General features: G+C 50.3%; 18 protein-coding genes. 10 read left to right on the top strand and 8 right to left on the bottom strand.

Translation table 11 applies throughout. The annotated features are described in order from the left end of the window. Positions 1–157: 157 nt before the first annotated feature. Positions 158–1,216 (bottom strand): ATP-binding protein, encoded by a 1,059-nt coding sequence (locus BWK47_RS08190; RefSeq protein WP_162329649.1) that lies wholly within the window; start codon positions 1,214–1,216, stop codon positions 158–160. A 134-nt stretch (positions 1,217–1,350) separates the two neighbouring features. Continuing rightward, positions 1,351–1,596, bottom strand: a complete 246-nt coding sequence (locus BWK47_RS08185; RefSeq protein WP_162327074.1) for a hypothetical protein — start codon at positions 1,594–1,596, stop codon at positions 1,351–1,353. Here BWK47_RS08185 and kdpA point away from each other — a divergent pair. The 3 genes from kdpA (at position 1,556) to BWK47_RS08170 (ending at position 5,648) form a co-directional block, all read left to right on the top strand. Beyond that, positions 1,556–3,232 (top strand): potassium-transporting ATPase subunit KdpA, encoded by a 1,677-nt coding sequence (gene kdpA, locus BWK47_RS08180; RefSeq protein WP_162328269.1) that lies wholly within the window; start codon positions 1,556–1,558, stop codon positions 3,230–3,232. The two genes, BWK47_RS08185 and kdpA, sit on opposite strands and share 41 nt — an antisense overlap. 56 nt (positions 3,233–3,288) lie before the next feature. Next, positions 3,289–5,361: a potassium-transporting ATPase subunit KdpB gene (kdpB, locus tag BWK47_RS08175; RefSeq protein ID WP_162328268.1), complete on the top strand. Its 2,073-nt coding sequence runs from the start codon at positions 3,289–3,291 to the stop codon at positions 5,359–5,361. 80 nt (positions 5,362–5,441) lie between these two features. Next, a complete protein-coding gene (locus BWK47_RS08170; protein WP_237269964.1) occupies positions 5,442–5,648 on the top strand; it encodes a potassium-transporting ATPase subunit F in 207 nt (68 codons plus the stop codon). Positions 5,649–5,672: 24 nt separating this feature from the next. Here BWK47_RS08170 and BWK47_RS08165 read toward each other — a convergent pair whose 3' ends face one another. Beyond that, entirely contained in the window at positions 5,673–5,816 is a 144-nt protein-coding gene (locus BWK47_RS08165; protein WP_162328266.1) for a hypothetical protein, read from the bottom strand. Between the two features lie 20 nt (positions 5,817–5,836). On the opposite strand from BWK47_RS08165, the gene kdpC reads away from it, so the two are divergent. Next, positions 5,837–6,409, top strand: a complete 573-nt coding sequence (kdpC, locus tag BWK47_RS08160; RefSeq protein ID WP_162328265.1) for a K(+)-transporting ATPase subunit C — start codon at positions 5,837–5,839, stop codon at positions 6,407–6,409. Between the two features lie 231 nt (positions 6,410–6,640). Next, the gene (locus BWK47_RS08155) at positions 6,641–7,759 is read left to right on the top strand and encodes a sensor histidine kinase KdpD (protein WP_162328264.1); all 1,119 of its coding nucleotides are present in this window, start codon (positions 6,641–6,643) and stop codon (positions 7,757–7,759) included. Positions 7,760–7,834: 75 nt separating this feature from the next. Here the strand turns inward: BWK47_RS08155 and BWK47_RS08150 are convergent, their stop codons facing one another. From BWK47_RS08150 to BWK47_RS08140, 3 genes are all read right to left on the bottom strand, one after another. Further along, the gene (locus BWK47_RS08150) at positions 7,835–13,084 is read right to left on the bottom strand and encodes a translocation/assembly module TamB domain-containing protein (protein WP_162328263.1); all 5,250 of its coding nucleotides are present in this window, start codon (positions 13,082–13,084) and stop codon (positions 7,835–7,837) included. A gap of 269 nt (positions 13,085–13,353) precedes the next feature. Next, a complete protein-coding gene (locus tag BWK47_RS08145) occupies positions 13,354–15,306 on the bottom strand; it encodes an FAD-dependent oxidoreductase (protein WP_162328262.1) in 1,953 nt (650 codons plus the stop codon). A 105-nt stretch (positions 15,307–15,411) separates the two neighbouring features. Then, entirely contained in the window at positions 15,412–15,855 is a 444-nt protein-coding gene (locus BWK47_RS08140; RefSeq protein ID WP_237269962.1) for a DUF6335 family protein, read from the bottom strand. Positions 15,856–16,016: 161 nt separating this feature from the next. Here BWK47_RS08140 and cobO point away from each other — a divergent pair, with 161 nt between their 5' ends. Beyond that, positions 16,017–16,628, top strand: a complete 612-nt coding sequence (cobO, locus tag BWK47_RS08135) for a cob(I)yrinic acid a,c-diamide adenosyltransferase (RefSeq protein WP_162328260.1) — start codon at positions 16,017–16,019, stop codon at positions 16,626–16,628. A gap of 96 nt (positions 16,629–16,724) precedes the next feature. Here cobO and BWK47_RS08130 read toward each other — a convergent pair whose 3' ends face one another. Both BWK47_RS08130 and BWK47_RS08125 read right to left on the bottom strand, forming a co-directional pair. Then, positions 16,725–16,940, bottom strand: a complete 216-nt coding sequence (locus tag BWK47_RS08130; RefSeq protein WP_010872564.1) for a hypothetical protein — start codon at positions 16,938–16,940, stop codon at positions 16,725–16,727. A 95-nt stretch (positions 16,941–17,035) separates the two neighbouring features. Continuing rightward, positions 17,036–18,334, bottom strand: coding sequence for a SpoIID/LytB domain-containing protein (locus BWK47_RS08125; RefSeq protein WP_237269960.1), 1,299 nt, complete (start codon positions 18,332–18,334; stop codon positions 17,036–17,038). Positions 18,335–18,534: 200 nt separating this feature from the next. Between BWK47_RS08125 and BWK47_RS08120 the strand changes: the two genes are divergently transcribed. The 4 genes from BWK47_RS08120 to BWK47_RS08105 are packed head-to-tail and all read left to right on the top strand — an operon-like array spanning position 18,535 to position 21,670. After that, positions 18,535–19,719, top strand: coding sequence for an NAD(P)H-quinone oxidoreductase subunit H (locus tag BWK47_RS08120; protein ID WP_010872566.1), 1,185 nt, complete (start codon positions 18,535–18,537; stop codon positions 19,717–19,719). A gap of 42 nt (positions 19,720–19,761) precedes the next feature. Then, complete coding sequence (locus BWK47_RS08115; protein WP_162328258.1) at positions 19,762–20,166, top strand: hypothetical protein; 405 nt, start codon at positions 19,762–19,764, stop codon at positions 20,164–20,166. Between the two features lie 50 nt (positions 20,167–20,216). After that, positions 20,217–20,522 carry a hypothetical protein gene (locus BWK47_RS08110; protein ID WP_162328257.1) on the top strand — a complete coding sequence of 102 codons (306 nt, stop codon included), beginning with the start codon at positions 20,217–20,219 and terminating at the stop codon, positions 20,520–20,522. 38 nt (positions 20,523–20,560) lie between these two features. After that, positions 20,561–21,670, top strand: coding sequence for a YheT family hydrolase (locus tag BWK47_RS08105; RefSeq protein WP_162328256.1), 1,110 nt, complete (start codon positions 20,561–20,563; stop codon positions 21,668–21,670). Positions 21,671–21,674: the final 4 nt, after the last annotated feature.

Raw genomic sequence — 21,674 nt, 5'->3', positions numbered from 1 at the left:
ATATTCTTCACCATTTTCCATTCTTCACCCTACTTTTCAAACACGCTCTAAATCCCCCAACACTGGGGGACTTTCACTCAGTTTTCCCTAAATTTGGGGGGCCAGGGGGGCTTTTAAAACAGTTTTAAAGATGAATAGCAATAAACTAAAGAGGAGGTTAAACCTGGGATTCTATGGGCAGGGAAAAGGCAAAGATGGCCCCTTGGGGAGAGCGGGGTTCCGCCCAGATTTTACCACCGTGGGCTTCAATAATTTGGCGGCTAAGATATAATCCCAGTCCGGCTCCCTTTGCTTGGCGATCGCCATGGCCTTGATAAAATTGCTCGAAGAGATTGGGCAATTCATAGTCGGGAATTCCCCGCCCTTCATCGACAATTTGCACCTGGAAATGATTATTTTTGGAAGTAAGGGAAATTTCCACTTTACGGCCCCGGGGGGAGTGATTAATGGCATTGGTAATGAGGTTATTAAAAACCCGTTGCAGTTGCAAAGCATCGGCCTGTAACCAATAGGCTTGGCGAAAGTCGGAGTTACCTTGGCGCAGACATAAATGGATTTGGCGGGACGTGGCCAGGGGGGTGAGTTGCAGAATTACTTCCTCCGCCAGACTAGTGAGATTGACCGGTTCCTGGTGCAGATATAAACCCTCTGTGTCATTGCGGTAAACATCCATCAGGGTTTCCACCAGTTGCAGGGTCATGCGGTGGCTACGCATCATAATGGCGATCGCCCGTTGTTGGTTATGGGTAACAGCCCCAAACTGTCCTGCTTGGAAGGCATTAAGGGTTTCAATTGCCCCCAAAAGGGGAGTTTTCAGGTCATGGGTCAGGGTTGAGACAAAATCCTCCCGCACCTTAGCCAGTTGAATTTGGGTTTCCAGTTGCACCTGTTGTTTCACCATGGCCGCTTCGTATTGTTGCAGGCGATCGCTCAGCCAAGCGGTGACTAGCAGTGCCAGTACGGTGATTATCCGATTGGCCACGGTGATGGGGGTGATGGGTTCAATGCCCGGAATCCACAAATTGAGCAGGGTTAAAACCACCGCAGTACCTGTTACCCAGAGGGTTGCCCGATGCCCCAGCCGCACACTAGCCAATAGTACTGCCCCAATGTACAGATAGCCGAGCACGTAGGGAGGGGGAGTGCTGTAATCCAAACTGATCACGATTAAAAAAAGAATTGCTAACAACCAGTGGGTACGGGTCCAAATACGCACTGTTTGGTCGGCCAATGATTGAACAGAAATGGCTTTCAAGGGGAAAAGTTGCAGGGGTCTTCCCGCCCATACTAAAACAAAAAAGATAGATCTATTCGTTTAATTACTTCTATATCATTTGGTATAGGCAAAAGCTAAACAACTTTAATATAAGTAAAAGAATTATTTAAACATAATCTATAAATACCTTTTAAATTATCTTCTATACCTTGTGGAAATTCATTGAGCAAGGCAAGCTGATGATATGGATAAATTAGCGGCGGAATTTGATTTTTTTTAGCATAGCGAGCGACTCCCACTTGTCCTGCCTTAATGATTATTTGGAGATGACAAAATTCTATGTTGCAAGGTTTTGTACAAGTTGCACTGACTTTAGCCATCCTAGTGGCCACCGCCCCCTTGCTTGGGCGTTATATGGCACGGGTTTTTCTTGGTCAGTCCACTTGGCTCGATAAAATTGCCCGTCCTCTAGAGTCGTTGATTTTTGCCGGTTCCGGGATTACAAAACATCCCTCCATGGGAGCAACCCAATATGTTAGTGCTGTGCTGATCAGCAATCTGGTTATGGGGTTTTTTGTCTTCCTAATCTTGATGTTCCAGGGCAGTTTACCCCTCAATCCCACGGGTTTAGCTGCTCCGTCTTGGGATTTGGCCCTACACACTACCATTTCCTTTGTGACCAATACCAATCAACAACACTATTCCGGAGAAACGACCTACACCTACTTTAGTCAGGCTGGAGCCCTAGGGTTTTTGATGTTCACTTCTGCGGCCACCGGCATTGCAGTGGCGATCGCCTTTATTCGGGGCCTAAGCGGCCAGGCGATCGGTAATTTTTACCAGGATTTAGTGCTATCAATTACTAGAATTTTATTGCCAATTTCCCTCGTGGGAGCAATACTCCTCCTGGTGGCGGGGGTACCGGAAACCCTTGCGGGGCCAGCCCAGGTAACCACCCTGGAAGGGGCCACCCAATGGATTGCCCGGGGTCCGGTGGCCCATTTTGAAATCATCAAAGAACTAGGGGAAAATGGTGGCGGTTTTTTTGGTATAAACTCTGCCCATCCCTTCGAAAATCCCAATAATTTTGCCAACCTCTTGGAAACGGTAATTATGATGGTGATTCCCGCCGGCCTCATCATTACCTACGGCATCATGGCAGGCAACCCCAAGCAAGGGTGGTTAATTTTTTGGATGGTGTTTATTCTTTATGGAATTCTGATTGCCATCGCCGCTGTGGGGGAATTTCAAGGTAATCCTCTGATCAATCAAATTCTGGGGGAAACCCAACCCAATTTAGAAGGTAAAGAAGTGCGCTTTGGTTGGGTATTAACGGCCCTGTGGGCTGTGTCCACAACGGGAACCATGTGTGGGGCAGTCAACGGCATGCATGACTCCCTCATGCCCCCTGGGGGTTTTGTTACCCTATCGGACCTATTCCTGCAAATTATTTGGGGAGGCCAGGGCACGGGCACAGCCTATCTGTTTGTGTTTCTCATCCTGACGGTTTTTCTCACTGGATTGATGGTGGGAAGGACACCGGAATTTTTGGGTCGCAAAATTGAGAAACGGGAAATTGTCCTCGCTAGCTTAATTCTTCTAATCCACCCCATTGCCATTTTAATTCCCACCGCTATCACCCTCGCCTTTCCTGACACCCTAGCGGGCATTAGTAATCCGGGCTTCCATGGCATTTCCCAGGTGGCCTACGAATATGCTTCCGCCGCCGCCAACAATGGTTCTGGCTTTGAAGGTTTGGCGGATAACACTCTTTGGTGGAATTTAAGCGCCAGTTTCTCGTTAATTGCCGGACGCTATGTACCAATTGTTGCCCTAATTTTCTTGGCAGATGGCATGGCCCGCAAACAACCTGTTCCGGAAACCAGCGGTACTCTCCACACCGATACAACCCTATTCACCGGGATTACCGCCGGAGCCATCATCATCCTCGGTGCCCTGACCTTTTTGCCCATTTTGGTACTCGGTCCAGTGGCGGAAGCTTTCAATTTGGTTTAGCAGATCCTTGGTTGCTACCTTTTCTCTACCCTTAAATCCGATTTTTACCTAAGTTTATGAACTCCACTTCCACTGTGCGACAACCGGGGGGGCCACGGCAGCAGCGGCGACACACCCCAAAAGCCAATCTTTCCGATCTCTATCAACGGGCTTTCAAGGAAGCCTGGGTGAAGCTCAATCCCAAAATCATGGTCAAAAATCCAGTCATGTTTATGGTTTGGGTCGGCACCTTGATCACTGGGATGTTGACTCTCAATCCCAACCTATTTGGGGTTACTGGCACCTCAGCCATATTTAACGGGTTAGTGACGGTTATTTTGTTATTTACGGTTCTGTTTGCCAACTTTGCCGAAGCGGTGGCCGAGGGTAGGGGAAAGGCCCAGGCCGATGCCCTGCGTTCAACCCAGACTCAGACCTATGCCCAGCGAATTTTGGCCGATGGTTCCCTAGAAATGGTCAGCTCCACCCATCTACGGAAAGGCGATCGCATTGTCGTTTCCGTTGGCGATATTATCCCTGCCGACGGGGAAGTGTTGGAGGGGGTGGCCTCGGTGGACGAATCCGCCATTACGGGGGAATCGGCTCCGGTACTGAAGGAACCAGGTTCCGATGTGGCCAGTTCCGTGACGGGGGGAACCCGCATTATTTCCGATGAGCTGATCATCCGGGTGACCGCGGATCCCGGTAAGGGCTTTATTGACCGCATGATTGCCCTGGTGGAAGGGGCAGAACGCAGTAAAACCCCCAATGAAATTGCCCTAACGGTATTGTTGGCGGTGTTGACCTTGGTGTTCCTAATTGTGGTGGCAACTCTGCCTCCCCCGGCTAATTACATCGATAGCCCGGTGAGCATTACCCTACTTATTGCCCTCTTGGTGGCGTTGATTCCCACCACCATTGGCGGTTTGCTGAGTGCCATTGGCATTGCTGGCATGGACCGGGTAGCCCAGTTTAATGTGGTGGCCACTTCCGGGCGGGCCGTGGAAGCCTGCGGCGACATCAACACCTTGGTGTTAGATAAGACGGGCACTATTACTTTGGGGAACCGTTTAGCGGAGACCTTTCTGCCAGTGAATGGTCATTCTTTGAAAGAAGTGGCGGCGATCGCCTTGGCGGCAAGTATTTTTGACACCACCCCGGAGGGAAAATCCATTGTGCGCCTAGCGGAAAAGATGGGAGCTACTTTGGACTTCGATCGCCAGCAGGCGGAGGGGGTGGAATTTTCTGCTCGGACTCGCATGAGCGGCACCGATTTACCCGATGGCAGTGAAGTGCGGAAAGGGGCGGTGGATGCCATCCGGGGCTTTGTGCGGTCAAGGGGGGGCAAGTCTCCCACCGGCCTTGACGAAGCCTACGGAAAGGTTTCCCATCTAGGGGGCACCCCCTTAGCGGTCTGTCGTAACGATGAGATTTACGGTGTAATTTATCTTAAGGACATCATCAAACCAGGTATTCAAGAGCGATTTAATCAACTGCGACGCATGGGGGTCCGCACCGTTATGCTCACGGGGGACAATCGCATTACTGCTTCGGTAATTGCCAAGGAAGCGGGGGTTGATGACTTCATTGCCGAAGCTACTCCGGAAGACAAAATCCAGGTTATTCAACAGGAACAAGCCGCTGGTAAGTTGGTGGCCATGACCGGAGACGGTACTAACGATGCCCCGGCCCTCGCCCAGGCCAATGTGGGTTTAGCGATGAATTCCGGCACCCAAGCGGCTAAGGAAGCGGCCAATATGGTGGACCTCGATTCTGACCCCACTAAACTGATTGACCTGGTCACCATTGGCAAACAACTTCTAATCACTAGGGGGGCATTGACCACTTTTTCCCTGGCCAACGACATTGCCAAATATTTCGCCATTATTCCTGCCATGTTCGCCGGTATTGGCATTGGTGCCCTCAACATCATGGATCTGAGCAGCCCCCAATCCGCTGTGCTCTCGGCCCTGATTTACAACGCTCTGATTATCCCCGCCCTTATTCCCCTGGCCCTGCGGGGGGTGAAGTTTCGTCCTTTAAGTGCGGATCAATTACTCCAGCGCAACATTTTAGTTTATGGGTTGGGGGGCATCATTGTGCCCTTTGTGGCCATCAAGCTCATAGACCTCGGTATTTCTTCGCTTTGATGTCCGGTGACTGCAAGGTTTTGCCATTGTGCTCCTTCCCCAGATACTTTTCCCCTACTTTTTCCTTTACTCCAACTCCGATGTTTTCTACTTCTAAAACCTCCGTCATTGGCCGCACCATTTTGCTGACGACTTTATGCAATTTGGCGATCGCCCCCCCCATTTATGCTGCTGGTAACGGCGCCATTGACCGGGGAACGGCCTATGCCCTTGGCCTCCTAGTAATCATTGTTCTGGGATTGGCTGTTTACCTGGCCATGGTAATTATTGAGCCGGAACGTTTTTAAGGTTACTTTTTCAAACTAGTTTGGTTAATTTTTATGCTCCATTACTAACCTGATATTTTGCTTAAAAGCATCTTTCAAACGCCCCCCTGCCCCCCCAAAAATTGGAGGGAAGTTAAGTAAAAATTCTCCATTATTGGGAAATTTAGGGGGCAAAATAAAACCTTTCAAAAAAACTCTAAAACTTTGCCATGATTCGCAATTTTGTGATTAGTTTACGCAGTACTGCCCTGCTTTGGATTTTAACAGCCCTCATTTACCCGGCGATCGTATTAGTGATTGGTCAACTGGTCTTTCCCTACCAGGCCAATGGTAGCCTGATCACCGATTCCCAGGGGCAAGTTGTGGGTTCGGCTTTGATCGGACAAACCTTCACCGAGGAAGGCTATTTTTGGAGTCGCCCCAGTGCCATTAACTACAGTGAAGGGGCAGATGCCTCCCCCACGGGCATTTCCGGTGCAAGCAACCTAGCTCCCAGTAATCCTGACCTTTTATCCCGCATTGAAGCAGAGGCCCAACGCTTAGAGGACAATGCCGTGCAACCCACTGCCGATTTGCTTTACAGCTCTGGGTCAGGGCTTGATCCCCACATTAGCCCAGCGGCGGCCCAAGCCCAGTTAGACCGGGTGGCCAAGGCTAGATCTATTCCTCCCCAAGAATTGCAAAGCCTGATAACTAAACACACTGAGGGGCGCTTCCTTGGCATTTTTGGTGAGCCTGGGGTCAATGTCCTCACCCTCAACCTGGCCCTCGATAATCGTTAAACCCTTGCCTCTGATGTTTCAAGCAAAAATTCTTGTGGTTCACCACGGCGATCGCCTATGGGCCATGGTTAGCCAGAGTTTGCATTCAACTTCCCTTACCTATGAGCTACACCGGGTTGGGAATTGAAACCTTGATCCGACCTATCGTCCTGCCCATGAAAACTTAGACCGTTCAACGACGGACCGAGGCAGGCCTCTCTGCTTTCTGCAAATCCCCTCTGCCCCATCACCATGATCCATGCCGGTCAATCCAGTTCCAGTTCCTTGACTCCAGCGGCGTCCCCCCCTCACCGGCGGGGTAAACACAAAATTTTCATTGGCATGGCCCCGGGGGTTGGCAAAACCTATCGCATGTTGGAAGAGGGACAACAGCTCAAGCAGGAAGGCTTTGATGTGGTGATTGGCCTGTTGGAAACCCACGGCCGGGAGGAAACGGCCCAAAAAGCCATTGGGCTGGAGCAAGTCCCCCTCAGAACCATGATTTGGCAAGGGCGATCGTTGCTGGAAATGGATACCGGAGCCATTCTGGCCCGATCGCCGCAGTTGGCGTTAGTGGATGAGTTGGCCCATACTAACATCCCCGGTGCGGAGCGGGAAAAACGCTATCAGGATGTGGAGCTTATTTTGGCCGCAGGCATTGACGTCTATTCCACCATCAACATTCAACATCTAGAAAGCCTCAATGATTTGGTGTATAAAATTTCCGGGGTGGTGGTGCGGGAACGGGTGCCCGATCGCCTTTTGGATGAAGCTGACGAAGTGGTAGTGGTTGATGTTACTCCGGAAACTTTGCAAGAGCGTTTGCAGGAAGGCAAAATTTACGCCCAGGACAAAATCAACCAAGCCCTGCAAAACTTTTTCAAGCGCCAGAATTTGGTGGCCCTGAGGGAACTGGCTTTGCGGGAAGTGGCCAACAATATTGAGGAAAATAGTCGCCATGATCAACAGACTAATCACTGTGCTGTCCACGAACGGATTTTGGTGTGTATTTCCACCTACCCCAATTCCATTCAATTATTGCGACGGGGGGGGCGCATTGCCAGTCAAATGAATGGTCGTCTATTTGTCTTGTTTGTGGCTCCCACCAATCAGTTTCTCTCCAAGGTGGAGGCACTCCATGTGGAAACTTGTCAACATCTGACCCAGGAGTTTGAAGGGGAATTTATTCGCCAGGAATCGGACGATGTGGTGGGGACCATTGCCCAGGTGGCCACAACCTATCGCATTACTCAAATTGTGTTGGGGGAAAGTCGGCGATCGCGGTGGCATTTACTGATCAAGGGTTCCATTATTCAACGGTTAATGCGCTGTTTGCCCACTGTTGATCTGCACATTATTGCCAATGGCTAAATCACTTTTGCCTAGGAACTGACTACCATCACTAACATGGTCTCCCATGGGGTCGAAAGTTCTGGCTAGCAAAGGCTAAAACCTTTTTTGAAATTCCACTATGCCCCGGCTGTCGTCCTGGAAATTACTGGATCCCCGGATCACCGTGCTGTCGTTAACCCGGTATTCCAAGCCCCACTGGGGTAGGCGATCGGAGTTGATGATTTTTTGCACCGACACTCCTATTTGGGGGGTAATATCAATTCCAGCTTCCGCCGCTACTCCAATTTGATTTCCCTGGAGGCGATCGCCTTCGTTCATTAAGGGAGTGGAAAAAATGCGAAATTCACTTAGTCCTAAAGCTTCCCCAATGCGCCCCTGGACTGGGCCCAACACTGCGGACCCGGCCAAATTAGCTAGCCCCACTGTGGTTTGAGTACTATCCTGACCAAGGGTACTGAGCACACCGCCCCCTAACAACGTAATAATTTCCTGCGGCGATCGCCGGGGAGTGCTGGTTAACTGAATATTGTCGTTAATCTCACTGGCATAGCCATTGATGTGGGCTTGGATACGCACCGTTTGCAGGCTGTCCTGGTTAGCACTAAAGGGTTCTGGGATCTCGGAGGATTGGGAAGGACGATTAGCAATATTGCGGCTCGTTTCACTGACGGAACTGAGCAAATATAAATCGAGATAGGGGTCTAGACCCCGCTGGGGCAGAAAATAAACTCTGTTATTTTGGTTATTATCCAACCTTAATTGGCTGGCAAACAGATTCACCTGGCCCCCTTTGAGCTTAATTTCTCCCTCAGGACGCAAATTTTGTGGGGTACCATTCAGGGTCACTTGGCCAGCGGCGGCAAAATCGAGAAAAGGTAAATTTTGTACCCGGGTATTTTCCGCCAACACCAAGTTCAAATTGTTGAACGTTAAGCCCCGATGGGGAGAAGCACTGGAACCCAAGGTAGGTAGGGTTTGTCCCATGGAAATATTGCCATTGCCCAGAGCCAACTGACCGCCTATTTGGGGGGCGATCGCCGTGCCAGTAATTTCCATCAACCCATCCAAAGCTCCTTGGTACAAATTGGGAATATCCACCGCCAAATTATTTAAGCTTAGTTGTAAACCCTGGTTCACATCGGGTAAGGCATTTTGCAGGGGCAGACTGCCCGCCATAGCTAAACTCCCGCCACTGATCTGCCCAGTTAAATTGGTAACCTGGAGCGTATTCAAGTCCGCCGTAATTTGGGCATTGACCTGGGTTAAGGGCTTATCTGGTAACATCTGAGCGGCGATCGCCCCATTGTGGATGGTAATTTCCCCCAGCCCCTGGAGTTGGTACAGGGTTTGTTTATAGGGATCAAGGCGACCCAACAAAGCTAAATCCACTTCTCCCTGACCGCCTAGCCAACTTAATTGTCCACGGCTGACTAGGTTGATCAACTTCAAACTGTCATTTTTTAACTTTAACGCTACGGAAAAATGATCACTGTTGGGGGCTTGGCTAGCAAAAGGAAAGACGTAGGGCACACTACCCTGTAATTGCAGGGGTTCCGTGAGGGAATTAACCAGACTTTGTAACTGAAAATCTAAGCGACCAGCCTGGTAACTAAAATCCCCCTCAGTTTTTTCCAGCGCTAAAGGACCAAAGCGATTCTCTTTAATCTGCACTTTGCCCTGGAATTGAGGGTCCCGCCGGCTACCCCGGAGGCGAAAATCAGCAAATACATCCCCCTCTGGAGCAAAGTGGGCCGGGAGACGTAAAATTTTGGCTAAGGGACCAAGGGGTAGTTGATGGAGTTGAATTTCTCCCTGTTGGCCCTGGGGTCCCAGTGACCCTGTTACCCGCAAAAATCGATCGCCACTGCGTAGTTCCAGGGGAGCAAGGCTAAGATTATCCCCCTGCCAGCGCCCCGCCAATTGCAATTGCCCCAGCCCATGGTCGCCCCACTGCCAATCTTGGCCCCAAAGGTTAAAGTTGGCCGCCAGGGGAGAGTCTTCCCGTTTCTCCACGGTAATTTTGCCCTGCAGTTGTCCCCGCAGTTGGTCTAAATCTGGTACAGGTTCATGATTGGTCTCCGTTGGGGCCAAGCTAGCTTCACTCTGGGCCAGTTGATTAAATTGAGTGGCCAGATCATCCAAGGCATTGCCCACACTAACCAGCGGTGGCAAATTTTCTTGGTCTAAATCTTTGCCTATTTCACCGTATAAATCCTTAGCAGTACCGTAAATGGGGGGCTGAAAACCCCGGCCAAAATCTTCCCAGGTGAACAGTTGCAGAGCCGTTAAAACATCTTCAATCCGGCTTTGACGGAAACTAATTTCCCCGCCCCACTGGGGTTGATCGCCTTGGAAATTGGCTTGCCCCTGCACTAAAACTGTACTCTGGCCATGGCGCAAACGACCATTGTCCACCGTTAGTTGCCCCTGGCCGTAGCGAAAATTGCCGGTTAAATCCTGGGCGCTAAAATTACCCCAACGGGGTTGCTTGATATTAACCCTAGTGGCGATCGCCGTTTTTTGGGCCAGGTCAAGCTGAAAATGCCCCGACAATTGTCCTCCCCAAGGTTGGCTCTGGAGTTTGGCCAAGGAATCCGTTAAAGATTTGTCGCCATTGGGAACAAGGGTAAGGGCTAAGGGCAGACTATTTTGCAAAGCCTCTAGGGGTAAGGAATGGGCCGTTAAAGACCATTGGTCAGCCTGTTTTTGCCCTGCCAGTTGCCATGGTCCCCGCTTAAATAACACCGCCGTTGGTTGGTGCTTGGGGTCTAAACTGAGGCGAATTTGTTCCCCTTCTCCCTGGAGAGCCAACTGTAATCCCTGCGGATCTTTTTCCGCCTCACCCCTTAAACGGGAGGCAAATTTAAACTCCCCTAACTGCAAATGGTTCACTGTCAATTGCCCTTGCCATAGAGGTTGCCCACCGGAGCCAGTCACATCTCCCTTGAAATCTAAATTTCCCGCCAACGGAGCCCCTGGGGGAGTGGGAATAATTTTGGCTAGGGGTAACCCAGTGGCCTCCACCTGGAGGTCCATGGCTTTTATTGCCGCTTGAAAATCAAAACCTGGTTTAATACCAGCAATGGCAATTTGTACATTTCCCCGGGCATTTAAACCCTTACTACGGAATTGGTCTAACCTAAGCTGGGAGCCTTCCCAGTCAAAGGCGATCGCCACGGGGTCGGATAATAATTGCCAACCCTGGGAGCTAGTTAAATTTCCCTTTAGGTTTGTTAACTGGGCCGTTTCCCCAATCCATCGCCCTGTGAGGTTTAATTTTCCTGCCACTTGCCCCGGTTGACTAACGCGTAAAGTCTGCCAATCTATGCCTTCTGTGTTGAGTTGGGCAGTGAAGTTTTCCTCCCCTACACTGAATTTTTCAATGTTTACTGTCCCCTGGGGGGAATGCCATTGCCCAGCCCCGGCTAAATCCCATTGCGGCAGAGGTTGGTCTAGTTCTCCCTTGCCAGTCCAGTTCCCAGCCAAAGTTCCCGACCAGGATTGATCCATACCGGGCAGGGTTGCCAGGGAAATATTTTTCGCCGCAAAAACCCCTTGCCATTGTTTCCCCTGGAGTTGAAATTGGTCGATCGCCACGGTGCCCTGGGGTAGAGTTACTTGCCCCTGACCCTGTAGCTGCAATGGTGACTGTTCTTGCTGATTTCCCTGGGCCCACACCTGGGCTTGCAATTTGCCCTGCTTGAGACTGTCTGGGATTGATGCCGTGTCGAAAGTGCTAAGGGATAAATTTTGCAGTTGAAAATTGCCTTGCCATTGCCCTCCCTGGTAGGCAAAATCGTTGGTTTTAACCGATCCCCCTGCTAGGGAAACATTAGCTTGGGCCCGGGCCTGCCAAGTACGAGGTTCGGATAATTTTCCTGTGATTTGGGCTTGCCCTGATAGGGGTAAAACGGTCGGTAATTGGGCGCTTAAATCCCCTTCCAACCAGGGTTGCACATCAACTTTATTCGCCTGAATGCGCAGTTGGAACGGTTGCCAATCCAGTTTATTTCCTTGTCTGTGGGCTTGAATTTGCCCCGATCCGGTTAGGTTACCGCCGCTGTGGGGTGAAGCCTGAAAATGTTTCACCACCACCCGATCACCTTCTAGGTTGAGGTTTGCTTGTAAATCATCTAGGGCTAAGTTTTCAATCTGGAGGGAATTTTTACCTGCTTTTTGTAGGGCGACGTTAATTTGCGGATTTTCCAGCGGTCCCTGAATGGCCACCGTAGAACTTAATTGACCGCTAATGGGGACAGTGGCAGGGGGAAACTGTAGCCCCTGGAAAATTTTATTGACTGCCAACGGCGCTGTGGCGATCGCCAGGTTAAAGCCATCCTGCCAATCAATGTAACCGCGGCTATGGGCCTTAATTTCCCCCAATTGTCCTTGCACTTGCCCCAGTTGAATTTTGCGACCCTGGAAAATGAGGGGGCCATTAATGGCGGTGAGGGGGCGGGCCAGTTGGGGCAATTTCAAACTAGCTTGGTGTAAATCCACCTCCCCATCGAGGGCAACCAGTTGTTGATCCTGAACGGCGATCGCCAAGTCACTGTCTAGGGTACCCCTTTGAAAATTCAGCGGTAGGGGCAAAATTTGCTTGAGGGCGGTGAGGGGTAAATGTCGACTTTTGACCTGGAGTTGCCAGCGTTCCTGGGCTGGGTCAATCGTTCCCTCCAAATTTAGGTAACTGTGGCGCTCCACCAGGGGTAACAGTTGACCTTGGAGACGAAAACGGAAAAGCTCTTGGTTCGACCCTTGCCAAAATTGAGCATCATTTAACCGTAATTGAATGGGTTGATTGAGGGCTTGGCGATTGTTGCGACTAACCACCGTGCCCCGACCCCGACGAACAATTAATTTTTCCAGTTGGAAGGGAAAATCTTCCGCCAATTGCCCCATCTCTGTATGCCACCACTGGCCTGATCGCCCCTGTTCAAAATGGGCTTGGGGGGCTATGGCGGTAATGGTTAACCCAAGATGTTCATCTTGGAAATATTGCCAGGGGTTATAGCTAATCTTTAAACTTTGGAGCTGTACCCAGTTGGGGTCAGTGGCTGTAGCCGGAATGCTAGTGGCACCAAATTCTAGATGGGTGAGGGAAACACTGGTTAATGGCCCCAACTCCACCGGACGATTCAAGAAATGTTCCACCGCTTGCCCCACCAAGGGAGACACATTTCGTTGCACCCAATAATGACCGTAGGTCGCCCCCCCGGCGATCGCCACTACCACGCCACTGCTAAAGCCCACCACCATTGCCCAGGGGAAAACCGCCCTGGAATGCTCTGCTAACCGGGGCACCCCCAAGGGGGACTCAGACTTTTGGCGATCGGTGACCATAATTTCAGGCGCTATTCATTCCCCACAACCACCCTGTTAGGCTAACACTAGCCAGCAAAATCCTGGGCAAACCAGATTCAATTCATCTTAGTCATACCATCACCACCAGGGAGACGGAGTAGAACCTTGCTCTTGTTCCTTTTACCCTAGTTTTTCTGGGCCGATATTGGCGCGGGAGAGTTGATCAATCCTGCTGATCAATCTGAATCAACAATGATTTCCCACCATAAATAGTCCAGCACTGTTCTAGACCGAAGGCTAAACTAGGGCTAAATTTGCAAAATTCCCTCGGGCATCACCGTTAACAATTCCCGCCGTTGCAAACCCTCTTGATGACAAATGGCGTTGGCTGATAATAACCCACTGCTGATGGCCCGCTCCATCAAACCGCAGGGAAAGGGCATTTTCACCCAATCCCCAGCGAATAAAAGATTGGCCACCGGAGTTTCCGTTTCTGGGCGATCGCCGTAGCTGTTGGGGGGGAAACCGGAGAAATTTTTCTGGTTAACCAATTCCCGGTGTAGGAGTTTTGCCGTAGCTAGCGAGGGGACAATTTCGTACAATTCCTGCTCAAAGGTGGCCAGCAAATCCCCCTGGGTGGGGAACTCTTTTTCTTTGTAGCAATAGGCGTGTAACTCCACCACACTGCCCCCGGTGCGTTCCGCCCAGGCAATAAACTGATTTTGGATGCGGTGATAAAGGGTAATGCTATCGGTTAAACGGTAACCGGATAGGGAGGCGAAGTTACTGTGGGGCCATTCAAAATCTTGATCAAACCAAAACCGGGCCACTGCAAAGGGATCCGCCACCGCTAGGTTTTTCACCTGTTGGACAAATTGGGGATTAACATCTCCCCCCAGGCGATCGGCCAGGTTTTTCATGCCCACTACATCCGCCGCCAGCACATAATAATCTGCTTTGAGGGTTTGCGCCGGTGGTTTGTCCTTGGTGCGGGACACCAACTGTACTTCCGTGGCACTACTTCCCGGTTTAACCGCAAACTTGGCTAAATTTCGCTTAGCTGGCCCTTGGATAACTTGACCATCCGCATCATACACAGCGCCATGGCAAGGACAGATAAATTGACCATTCTCCTGTTTGGCAACGGTGCAACCTTGATGGCTACAGGTGAGGGATAGAGCTTCTTTTCCTTCTGGCTTAGCCCAATAAACCCGATCGCCAGCGCCGTAATAAACATCCCCCCCTGGGTTTGCCTGGGTAAGCAGATCATTGCGGGGCACAGTAAACGGCACATCACTGACGGGATCGTCTCCCTGCACATACTGGAGGGATTGGATTAAACCTTGGTCACAGTTGATTGCACTAACGGTGGCTTCGGTGATGATTTGTCCCCCGTGGGCTTTGATGGATTCCACCATGGGCATGACCAAACTAGTCACCATATCGTCCTTGGTGCCATTGAAAGCTAGGCCTTCGGGATTACCGAAAAAGTAAAAATGGAAAAACTGCATCAATTCCCCCGCACTCAACACATCGGGGGCATTCAAGCTAGATTTGGCAAAGGGTAGGAAGTAAAGATCGTACAAACCTTTGGGGAAACCCTTAGCCACCCAATCGCTGACTGTAATACTGTCTAGCTGATCATAGCTTTTGGGAATTTGAAAACCCGTAATGGCTCGAAAAACTTGCCAATGGGCAGGCTTGGTTAAATTAATGCCCCAGCGCAATCGGTTCGGGGAAGAAATGGTCAGATCGACAATATTCCAGGGAAAGGCGGAATGGCTAGGGCGAAACACCTCCGGCTCATAGCCCTCTTTAAAGACTAAAGAATAGAAATCAAGGGAACGAAAATTGTCGGCGATCGCCAATTCATTAACAATGCTTTTGAGGTTGTAATACTGGGGGAAAAAGCCATGGAAACCATGCTCCATCTGGAAAGTTTCTTCCCCCACCTGGATGGGCCAGCCCGCTACTTTTCCCCCTAAATTTGGCGATTTTTCCAAAAGGGTAACCTTAAAGCCCCGCTTGCTCAGTTCATAGGCTGAAGCTAAACCAGCTAAACCAGCTCCCACCACCACCACCGACTTTGGTTGGGACAAATATTGCGGCAAATCTAGGCGATCAGTATCGTACCGGGCCGGCTGGGGTTTAGCTAAACGGGAATAACCAATCGCGCCCCCCAGGGTACCCACCCCTAAAAGTTTGAGCGCAGTGCGACGGGAAACAACGGCGGAATTGGGGCTCGGGAATAATTCAGTCATGCAAAAGGCAGACGATAAAAGTGAGAGCTAGCGGGGCAGTAAATAGTTCAGCCCTGATTCTAATCGCTCTGTCCCAAAACTTTCTACCCAAAACTTAATTTGAATTTAGTCTTCGTCTTGGGGATTTTGATGGTCTTCGGCGGAATCGGGATCCAATTCCCAACGACGTTCATCCCTAGCCCCAAAGTTTCTCACTGTGGCCACCGGCCTACCGTCCACACTGACAATGCCCATGGATTGCAGTAATCCTTCCGTCACATTCTGATCGGGAGTGGGATTATCACCCCCCACGGCTTCTTCCCCCACCACTTCCGCTTGATACCAATTGTCATCGGGATCACCACCGCTGAGGTTGCCATTGTCCAGGTGGGGCATTCTCATTAATCTAACCACATGACCAAAACCCGTATCTCGGTCAGTTAAACCATCAAAAAAAATGCCATCCTCTTCTGATCCTGTTAGATCTGCCAACAAAAGTTGTTCAGAACTATTTTGTTCAGAATCGAGATAATCATCACTACAATTGGCAAAATATTGATTGATATCCATTTTCATCCCTCCTCTATTGCTAGAAGTTTTTCTAAAATATTGATTTTTTAATCTATTGTTATCGTAAATAAAAATGGGGATCATCGCAGTTTTCACAACAAATTCTTAACATTTGTCCCCCGTAAGAGTTACAATTTTTGCAGAAATTCTTAACAGTTACCATGGTCAATTCCCTGTCCGACGAGCAGTACAAAATTAAGATGCAAAAGCGCAAAGCTTTACAGGATGAGCGCATTGCCGCTGCTAAGGCAGAGAAGGGTCTGGTAATTGTTCACACCGGCAACGGCAAAGGAAAAACCACCGCCGCCCTGGGCATGGTGTTGCGATCCCTGGGCCATGGTTATCGGGTAGGAATTATTCAATTCATCAAAGGGGCCTGGGAACCGGCAGAAAAAGCGGCCTTTACCCCTTGGCAAGACCAATTAACTTTTTTGGCCCTGGGAGAAGGTTTTACCTGGGAAACTCAAGACCGGCAACGGGACCAGGCGATCGCCCATGCCGCGTGGCAAAAAGCCCTGGAGTATATCCGCAATCCCGATTACCAACTAGTCCTACTGGATGAGGTAAATGTGGCGTTAAAGCTGGGCTATCTGGACGTGGAAACAGTACTAGCCGGCCTGGAAGGGAAGCCGGAATCTAATCACGTTATTTTGACAGGCCGGGGAGCACCCCAACCATTGATTGACCGGGCCGATTTAGTCACAGAAATGACCCTGATAAAACATCCTTTCCGGGAGCAAAATGTTAAGGCCCAACCCGGCATTGAGTTTTAGTCCCTGTACAGGAAGAATAGCGCCCTAACCCCTAGGGTAACCACTGAAAAAACTATTGGGGCAAGGGTTTAGGAAAAGCTCCGGTGTAACTAACTACTAACTCAACTCTTCGGTGGAGCGACTAAGCATGGTTTCTTCCACATGCTTTTCCTGTTGCCGTTCCTCTGCTAACAATTCCCTGGCTTTCTCATCCAAGTCTTCCGCTACGGTTAGTTCGGTTTCCGCCGCCCGAGCCGCCATATTTTCATGAAGCTGCTGTTCGTTTTGACGCTCTTTGGCCAGAAGTTCACGGGCTTTATCTTGGGTGCTCATAGTTTTGCTGGGGGTGAGAAAACTGGAATAAGAAAATTGATTAGTAACTGCCTATACTTTATCGCCAAAGCGGAAGCCTCTGGGAAAGTGATCGCTCAGTTTTTTAACACTACCCGAGCCACTTCCACCCCAGGATAGTAACGGTTGAGAATTTGCTGATAGTTATAACCCTGACGGGCTAAGTCGTAGGCTCCATACTGGCTCATGCCCCTACCCTTATGTACCCGGGCCACAATTTCATCCGTAGAAGCATAGAGGGATTCCACCACACCACCGTTATGGCTCAACACCTGGCCGAGGGTGGAAGTAACAGCATTGTGGGAAGGGCCCTGCTCACTGCCGATGCCCTTATAAACTTGCCACCGTTGGGTATCCCCCAGGTCAAACCACTGGCTGGCGGGGCGTACCATATGGACCAGGGCATAGGAACGGGCGGCGATCGCCTGGGCTTTGAGGGCTTCGGTGGGGGCGGTGGAGTGCATTTCGCTACCGACTACACTGGTTAGATAATGTTCTAAGTTGACGTAGTTGACGGCCAAAACCTTGTCGCCCCGGGGCACTAACAACACCCTTCCCCGGTACCAACGATCGCCTACGGCCAGGTAGCCATTAGCGTCGGCCGTAAACCAGACTACGCCGGGAACAGAACGACCGTTGATCAGCAGACTGTTACCCTGGGCAGTGACATTGATTCCTTGGCCAGCATTGAGACTCATCAGCCCTTGGCCTTGGCGGTCCTGGAGATATCCCTGACTGGAAACGGCGATCGCCACACTGGGTACATCCCTTTGAATGCCGACCCGAATTTCCAACGGTGGGGGAGTGTAGTCCACTGGGGTGGTCGTGGGGGCAGGGGCTGCCGCAGTTTGGGGTCCAGCGGGAATTGGAGCTTGGCGGAGTGGTTGAGAAGAAGTGTTATTTTGTGCTGCTGGATTATTGTTTTTATTGGTATTCAGAGGCAGATTAGCGGCGTTGTCCTTTAACCCCGGAGTTGTGCCTGGAGCACTTTTCGCTAAGTTTTCAGCAGTGATGGGACGGGGACTTTTTAAGCCCGAAGCCGGAGAACCAGGAGGGGAGGGAATTTGGCTCAGGGGCGGCAGGGTTTTAATCAATTCTTCCCCGGCCATGTCGGCCATTACTTCGGTGCCGGTATTGGTTTTGCCATTGGCGATGGCATTGGGGTCTTCACCATAACCACTCCAAGCCAACAACAGAGGAATAGTACCAATGGAAGCGAGGGGAATTAGCATTAATGCCCATTTACGGGACATCGGCCAACGGCCGGCGATCGCCTGAAAAGAAAAACTTTTAGAAGACTTAAGAGATTTGAATAACTTGAATAAAGGGAAGGGAAAGGACGTTAATTTTTTCATGCCACCAGAAAAATTTTTCAAACCACACCCCGCTCCAGCCCATTGGAAGCAAAACAACAAAACTTTGAATATTGTAGGCCGGTTTCCCCCAAAAGGCCGGCGGGGATCACCAAAGAGCAGTAATGCCGCCTTGCCTCCCCAATGGCCATGCCATATGATTTGCTAAAGAGATTTTCTCATTAAAACCACACCACATCTCTGCCGATAGCAGTTAACCGGGTATGACCAAGATTGAAACCAGAACCGAACCAATGGTGCTCAACATGGGGCCCCATCACCCGTCTATGCACGGGGTGTTACGTTTGATTGTGACCCTGGATGGGGAGGACGTGGTGGACTGTGAACCGGTGATTGGTTATCTGCATCGGGGCATGGAAAAGATCGCTGAAAGTCGTACTAATATTATGTATGTTCCCTACGTTAGTCGTTGGGACTACGCCGCTGGTATGTTCAACGAAGCTATTACTGTCAATGCTCCAGAAAAGCTAGCCGACATTGAAGTTCCCAAGCGGGCCCAGTATATCCGGGTGATAATGCTGGAACTGAACCGCATCGCCAACCATTTACTTTGGCTTGGTCCCTTTATGGCGGACGTGGGGGCCCAAACTCCCTTCTTTTATATTTTCCGGGAACGGGAAATGATCTATGATCTGTGGGAAGCTGCTTCTGGCATGCGGTTGATCAACAATAATTATTTCCGCGTTGGTGGGGTAGCTGTGGATCTGCCCTACGGTTGGAATGATAAATGCGAGGACTTTTGTGACTACTTTTTGCCCAAGGTTGACGAGTACGAAAAACTAATTACCAACAACCCCATTTTCCGTCGCCGGGTGGAGGGGGTGGGCACTGTGACCAGGGAAGAAGCCATTAACTGGGGATTATCGGGCCCCATGCTCCGAGGTTCCGGGGTGAAATGGGACCTGCGTAAGGTGGATCATTACGAGTGCTACGACGAGCTTGATTGGGAAGTGCAGTACGAAACCGCTGGGGACTGTTTTGCCCGTTACCTAGTCAGAATTCGGGAAATGCGGGAGTCGGTTAAGATCATTCGTCAGGCCCTCAAAGCCATGCCTGGTGGCCCCTACGAAAATCTGGAAGCTAAACGACTCCAAGAAGGCAAAAAATCCGAATGGAATGATTTCCAATACCAGTATATTGCCAAAAAAGTTGCTCCCACCTTTAAGATTCCTGCCGGCGAACATTACGTGCGCTTGGAAAGCGGTAAGGGAGAATTGGGTATCTTCATTCAAGGCAATGACGATGTGTTCCCCTGGCGTTGGAAAATCCGTTCTGCGGACTTCAACAATCTGCAAATTCTGCCCCACATCCTCAAGGGGGTGAAGGTAGCAGACATCATGGCGATCCTCGGTAGCATCGACATTATCATGGGATCGGTGGACCGCTAGGTGACGTTGCCCAGTTTTAATTAAGTTTTTCTCCCTTTTCCCATGGCTAATAAGGTCGTTAAAGCTAAGCGTCGCTCTAAATTTAATTTTGGTGATTTTGTCTTCAGTCCCCTAGCCCTCTTCCTAGCGGTGTTGGCTGGCATGGGAGCTACGGCCTTTATTAGCTATAAATTGGGGGATGCGGCCCTGGAAGGGGTTGTGCAACCGCCCAGTAACCCCATGGAGCAGTTCATTATCCCGCCTGGGGATGAACCAGGGGAAAAACCCACAGATGGGTCGGAATCCGGTGCCAAGTTTGAGCCCGTCAATATTCAACAGGTGGCGAAAGATACTAGGGCATATATTAAGAAACAACAGAAACTACCCAAGGGGGAAACCAACTCTGCCAACGCAGACCAGGGACAAGAAAAGTCTGAAGTGGAGACGGAGACGGAAAAAAAGTCTTAGATTCTAATGCTGCAAGCCCCCTAGTCAGCGACAAAAATCAAGGGGTCTTGATGCGGGTGGAGAATATTACCCAAGATCGCCGTACACTGCAGTTGGCGGTGAGCTTACAGAATAATGGCTCGGAGGAAGTGGAGTTTTTGTATAGTTTTTTGGAAGTCAGAGACCAGGATAATAATTTATTGAGTTCCTTTACTGATTCTTTGCCTCCTTCCTTACCCGTCGATCGCCAAGCGTATAAAGGCACCATCGAGTTATTTGGCCCGCTGCCAGATTCGGTGCGCAGTGTGTCGATCCGTTTAGCCAGCTATCCCGACGAAAAGGTTAAATTACAGATTGATGCCATTCCCATTCCTTAGCCGGTTGGATTGCATAGCCCTTAACTAAACTTCAATTTATGCGATCGCCTTTGTTGGCCCCATCCGAAAAGTGTCAAGCTTGGCCCCGGTTTACTCCCCCTTGGTATCTGTCATCGGGTTTGGCCATGACCATCTTCACCGCCTTTGTGGCCAATCAGCGTTGCTTAAACTCAGCCCAGAGTCAGGAACCTGGATACATCAGCCAAGTAATGACCGGCTCCCAAGGAGTGCCCCTCCATGTTTGGCGATCGCCCATTCCTTCCCAAGCTAAGGGGACATTAATTGCCACCTATGGCATCACTGGTTCCCTGGAAGATCAAGGCTTTTTGCGACAATGGGGACGCTGGGCCTATGAACGCAACTATGGCGTAATTTTGTTTGACTGGCGCGCCCACGGTAAAACGGCGGAACTCTCCCCTACCCTCACCTCCGACGGTTTATATGAAGGGGAAGATTTTGTTTATTTAGCCGCCCAAGCAAAGGCTTTGGGTTACCCCGGCCCCTTTTGGTTTGGGGGTTATTCCCTGGGGGGTCAACTTTCCCTCTGGGGAGTATATAAGGGGCAAACTTTGGAAGATTGGGGTAACAACAATGCAATGTTAGCTTCCTTTTCTCCTGCAGACATTGGGGGAGCTATGGCCATTTGCCCTAGCCTTGATTCCCAGCGCTCCCTCAATTATTTAACAAGTCATCCAGTGGGACGATATTTGGAAAAGGCGATCGCCAACAAGTTGAAGGAGTTAGCGTGGCAATTGCATCGTTACCATCCGGGGGTGTTTGATGCCCAAGCCATTAAACGGGCCCAGAGCATTTGGGGCTTTGACCACAATTTAGTAATTGATCGCCTGGGCTTTGCTTCTGTGGAAGATTATTACGAAGCCAGTAGCGCTTTGCCTTTGTTGAGCAAAATTGTTAAACCCACCCTATTGCTCTACGCCGCCGATGATCCTCTGTTCCACCCAGCCATAGCCAAGGAATTACCCAGTTTACAAGACCAATTTACCGGCGTGGATTTACAGCTAACTCCCAGGGGCGGCCATGTAGGTTACATCGCCAATGCTCGTTGTCGGCAGGAAAACAATGACCCCGACGAAAATTGGGCTATCCACCGCACCCTAGATTGGTTAGATCAAAAATCTTTGTCCTAATGGA

The organism is Synechocystis sp. CACIAM 05 (assembly GCF_010222815.1).
GTDB lineage: Bacteria > Cyanobacteriota > Cyanobacteriia > Cyanobacteriales > Microcystaceae > Synechocystis.
This window is presented reverse-complemented; position numbering and strand designations above follow the sequence as displayed.

Excerpts from the sequence above, each read along its gene's own strand:
- kdpA (WP_162328269.1), top strand. The coding sequence starts at position 1,556 with ATGTTGCAAGGTTTTGTACAAGTTGCACTGACTTTAGCCATCCTAGTG.
- BWK47_RS08185 (WP_162327074.1), bottom strand. The coding sequence starts at position 1,596 with ATGGCTAAAGTCAGTGCAACTTGTACAAAACCTTGCAACATAGAATTT.
- kdpB (WP_162328268.1), top strand. The coding sequence starts at position 3,289 with ATGAACTCCACTTCCACTGTGCGACAACCGGGGGGGCCACGGCAGCAG.
- BWK47_RS08170 (WP_237269964.1), top strand. The coding sequence starts at position 5,442 with ATGTTTTCTACTTCTAAAACCTCCGTCATTGGCCGCACCATTTTGCTG.
- kdpC (WP_162328265.1), top strand. The coding sequence starts at position 5,837 with ATGATTCGCAATTTTGTGATTAGTTTACGCAGTACTGCCCTGCTTTGG.
- BWK47_RS08155 (WP_162328264.1), top strand. The coding sequence starts at position 6,641 with ATGATCCATGCCGGTCAATCCAGTTCCAGTTCCTTGACTCCAGCGGCG.
- BWK47_RS08150 (WP_162328263.1), bottom strand. The coding sequence starts at position 13,084 with ATGGTCACCGATCGCCAAAAGTCTGAGTCCCCCTTGGGGGTGCCCCGG.
- BWK47_RS08145 (WP_162328262.1), bottom strand. The coding sequence starts at position 15,306 with ATGACTGAATTATTCCCGAGCCCCAATTCCGCCGTTGTTTCCCGTCGC.
- BWK47_RS08140 (WP_237269962.1), bottom strand. The coding sequence starts at position 15,855 with ATGGATATCAATCAATATTTTGCCAATTGTAGTGATGATTATCTCGAT.
- cobO (WP_162328260.1), top strand. The coding sequence starts at position 16,017 with ATGGTCAATTCCCTGTCCGACGAGCAGTACAAAATTAAGATGCAAAAG.
- BWK47_RS08130 (WP_010872564.1), bottom strand. The coding sequence starts at position 16,940 with ATGAGCACCCAAGATAAAGCCCGTGAACTTCTGGCCAAAGAGCGTCAA.
- BWK47_RS08120 (WP_010872566.1), top strand. The coding sequence starts at position 18,535 with ATGACCAAGATTGAAACCAGAACCGAACCAATGGTGCTCAACATGGGG.
- BWK47_RS08115 (WP_162328258.1), top strand. The coding sequence starts at position 19,762 with ATGGCTAATAAGGTCGTTAAAGCTAAGCGTCGCTCTAAATTTAATTTT.
- BWK47_RS08110 (WP_162328257.1), top strand. The coding sequence starts at position 20,217 with ATGCGGGTGGAGAATATTACCCAAGATCGCCGTACACTGCAGTTGGCG.
- BWK47_RS08105 (WP_162328256.1), top strand. The coding sequence starts at position 20,561 with ATGCGATCGCCTTTGTTGGCCCCATCCGAAAAGTGTCAAGCTTGGCCC.